Here is a 4,343-nt window from a genome sequence, read left to right as displayed (position 1 = left end):
ACGACGGTCCGCAGGACGGCCCGAACGACGGCCCGAACGACGGTCCGCAGGCCGCTCCACGCGGCGACGCGCACGGCGGCCCGCGCGAAGGGACGCGGCCCGCGCGGTCCGGCAGCGCCGAAACCGCCGGCACCGCGGGCGCGGTCGGCACCAACGGCGACGCCGTGGACGCCGGAGCGTACGAGGTCCTGCGCGACCGTCTCGCCGCCCGGGCCGCCGAACTCGCCCGCGGCGCCGAACTCCTCAACGCCCGCCGGGCCGGGGAGTTCGGCGCCCCGCGCCTGGAACTCGCCGGGACCGGCCGGCTGCGAACCGGCCACCCGTGCGTACCGCGCGACGTCGTCGCCGTGGCCGGCCGCCTGCTGTTCGGGTACGACGGCGGCCGCCCCGACCCGGCGGCCGGCGACGTGCTCGCGCTGTACGACCGCGACCTGAACCGGCTGCCCGAGGACGCGGTCTCCGGACTCCTCGACGACCCCGCGTTCGTGCGGGAGTTCGCGGCCCTGCACCGCTACTACCGCCAGGCCGGGCTGCTGCGCCTGCACCGCGCCGAGAGCCGTCTGCTCGCGGTCTTCCGCACCGGCGAGAAGGCCGACGACATCCGCGCGCTGCGCTGGGACCTGACCGACGACGGCCGGGCCGTCTTCCTCGACGCGCTCGGCGACCGCGACCACGTGCCACCGCCCGCCCACGACTTCGGGTGGACGGAGGCGGCCCGCGCCGCCCACCGACCCGGACGGCACCCGCACGTGGCGATCCGCGACGGGGACGACGAGCTGTACGTCTCGACGGTCGGCGGCTTCCTCACCGTCAAGACCGAGGACGACACCGAGACCGCCGAAGGAATCCACAGCGAGCCGGTCGACGAGCCGCTGCAGGCGCTCGCCGACGCCGGGATCGCGCACGCGCGCGTGGGCGCCCTGATCCTGCTCCGCGTCCGCCCCTACAAGGAGGCCGCGGACCGCCACCTGGTCTTCAACACCCTCACCCGCACGGTCGTCCGGCTCGACGGCGTCGGGCAGGGCTGCCGCCGCCTCCCCGACGACCAGGGCATCGTCTTCCCCGGCGGCTACTGCCTGGCCGACGGCACCCACAAGACGTACGAACTCGACACGCGCGGGCTGGAGTTCGAGCGCGAGGTGCGCTCCCCGTACGGGGAGGACGTGCTGTACGCCTTCCACGACCGCGCCGAGGGCCGCAGCCTCCTGCTGTCGTACAACGCCCTCCGCAAGGAGGCCGCCACCCCGCTGGTCTGCCACGGCTGGGCCCTGTTCGACGACGGTGCGCTGATGGTCCTGCGCGCCGACCCCTCCGGGGCGGCCGGGTCGTCGCCCGAGCCGGCCCGCGTCCACCCGGTCCAGCAGTGGACCTCCCCCTACGTCTCCGACACCCACGCGGCCGCCGCCGCGGCGGCCTCCGGCACGAGCCCGTTCGCCCGGGTGGGCAACGCCGACCTCGTGCGCGGCATCTCCGACTGCCTCTCCGTGGCCCGCGCGGCCGCCGCCACCACGCCCACCGTGGAGGTCTACGAGGCGCTGGTGGCCGCCTGCGTCCGCGCGGCCGACACCCACCACTGGCTGGGCGAGGCCGGCCTCGGGGACCTGCGCACCCCGCTGGAGGCGGTGCGCGAGACCGCCGGGCAGGTGCTGGCCGAGTTCCGCACCGTGCGCACGCTGACCGCCCGCGCCGCCGAGGCGCTCGACGAGGCCGCCGAACGGCTGGCCGCCGTGGTGCGCCGACTGCGTGGCGAGGCCCCGCGCGGCGCCGCCGCCTGGGTCGACGGCCTCACCGAACTGCGCCGCGCGCAGGGTCACTTGCTGGCCCTGAAGGAGATGCGGTACGCCGACACCGCGCGCATCGACGAACTCGCCGCCGGCGCCGGGGCCGACCTCGCCGCGTTCGGCAGGCGCGCGGTCGCCCACCTCGCCCGCGAGGACGCCTTCGCCGAGCAACGGCAGGAGGTCGAACGGCTCGCCGCGGACGCCGAGTCGATCACCAGCACGGCCGGGGCCGCCCCGCTCGCGAAACGGCTCGACGGCCTCGCCGCCACCCTGCGCACCGTCACGGAGGTCGTCACCGGCCTCGACATCGCCGACGCCACCGTGCGCACCTCCGTACTGGAGCGCGTCGCCGAGGTTCTGGGCGGCGTCAACCGCGCCCACGCCCTGCTAGGCGCCCGCCGCCGGGAGCTGCGCGACAGCGAGGGCCGCGCGGAGTTCGCCGCCGAGTTCACCCTGCTCGGCCAGTCGGTCACCGGCGCCCTGGCGGCGGCCTCCACCCCCGAGGCCTGTGACGAGCAACTGTCCGTCCTGCTCGTCCAGTTGGAGAACCTCGAGTCCCGCTTCGCGGAGTTCGACGACTTCCTCGACCGGCTGGCGGCCCGGCGCACCGAGGTCTACGACGCCTTCGCCGCCCGCAAGCAGACCCTGCTGGACGCCCGGGCCCGCCGCGCCGGACAGCTCACGGCCTCGGCCGGCCGGGTCCTGGAGACGATCGTGAGGCGCTCCGCCGCACTCGCGGACACGGAGGCCGTCAGCACCTTCTTCGCCTCCGACCCGCTGGTCGCCAAGGTCCGCCGCACCGCGGAGGAACTGCGCCGACTCGGCGACCCGGTGCGGGCGGAGGAGCTGGACGGCAGGCTGCGCGCCGCCCGCGAGGAGGCGGCCCGCGCCCTGCGCGACCGCACCGACCTCTACGCCGACGGCGGCCGCACCATCCGCCTGGGCGGCCACCGCTTCGCCGTCACCACCCAGCCCCTCGACCTCACCCTCGTCCCGCACGGCGACGGCCTCGCCTTCGCCCTGACCGGCACCGACTACCGCGCCCCCGTCACCGACCCGGACTTCGCGGCCACCCGCCCCTACTGGGACCGCCACCTGCCCTCCGAGTCCCCCGAGGTGTACCGCGCCGAGCACCTGGCCGCCCGGCTGCTGCGCGAACACGGGCCCGCCGCGCTCGGACAGGCCCGCGACCTGCCCGATCTGGTCCGCGCGGCCGCGGAGGAGGCATACGACGAGGGATACGAGCGGGGCGTCCACGACCACGACGCCACCGCCCTGCTCACCGCCCTGCTGCCCCTGCACGAGCGGGCGGGCCTCCTGCGCCACGAACCGGCCGCCCGGGCCGCCGCCCAGCTCTTCTGGGCCCACGCCACCACCCCCGCCGAACGGGCCGCCTGGACCCGCCGCGCCCTCTCCCTGGCCCGCGCCCGCGCCGCCTTCGGCCCCGGCACCGCGACCGCCGTCGCGGACCTGGAGGCGGAACTGACCGAGGCGATCGCCGACCGGGAACGGCAGGTGACCGCCACCGGTGAGCCGAACGCGGCGCCGCTCACGGTCACCGCGCCGGCGGCGCCCACGGCCGCCGCAGAGCTCGCCGCCCGGGCGGCGGCGTACCTCGTCGAGGAGCTGACGACCGGGCCCGGGGGCTTCGTCGTCGGCGCGGCCACCCGCGCCCTGCTGGACAGGTTCCGCCGCGGCGCGGGCGGTCCGGCCTACGACGAGGACCTCGCCGCCCTCGACGACCTGGCCGCACGCCGGCAGCTCGCCGAGGCCTGGCTGTCGGCGTACGTCACGGCGACCGGCGTGAGCACCACCGAGGGCGACCTCGCCGAGGCGGTGGCCGTGGAACTCTGCCCCGGACTTCCCCGCTACGAGTCGGAGGTCTCCCCCGAGACCACGGTCGAGGGCCTGCTCGGCACCCACCCGCGCCTCACCGGCGGACGCCTCACCCTGCGGATCGACGAGTTCCTCGCCCGCACCGCCCGCTTCCGCACCCGCGAGGTGCCCGCCTTCCGCGCCTACCGGCGCCGCCGCACCGAACTGGTCACCGCCGAGCGCGCCCGGCTGCGCCTGGACGACCACCGCCCGCGCGCCCTGACGTCCTTCGTGCGGGGCCGGCTCGTCGACGAGGTCTACCTGCCGCTCGTCGGCGACAGCCTGGCCCGCCAGCTCGGCACCGCGGACGGCGGCGGACGCACCGACACCGGCGGCCTGCTGCTGCTCGTCTCGCCGCCCGGCTACGGCAAGACGACGCTGATGGAGTACGTCGCCGACCGGCTCGGTCTGATGATGGTGCGGATCAGCGGCCCCGCGCTGGGCCACGGAGTCACGTCACTGGACCCCGCCGAGGCCCCGAACGCCACCTCGCGCCAGGAGGTCGAGAAGATCAACTTCGCGCTGGCGGCCGGCGCCAACACCCTCCTGTACCTGGACGACATCCAGCACACCTCGCCGGAGCTGCTGCAGAAGTTCATCCCGCTGTGCGACGCCACCCGCCGTATCGACGGCGTGTGGGAGGGCGAACCCCGCACCTACGACCTGCGGGGCAAGCGCTTCGCCGTG

Annotated in this window: 1 protein-coding gene; it reads left to right on the top strand. The window is 76.4% G+C overall.

The window, feature by feature from the left end:
* Positions 1–164 precede the first annotated feature (164 nt).
* On the top strand, positions 165–4,343 hold a 4,179-nt coding region (locus IE249_RS20890), incomplete at its 3' end, for a DNA repair ATPase (RefSeq protein ID WP_229858946.1).

It is taken from the genome of Streptomyces anandii JCM 4720, assembly GCF_014650655.1.
Taxonomy (GTDB): domain Bacteria; phylum Actinomycetota; class Actinomycetes; order Streptomycetales; family Streptomycetaceae; genus Streptomyces; species Streptomyces anandii.
Note: the sequence above shows the minus strand (reverse complement) of the source record. Positions and strands in the feature narration are given on the sequence as shown.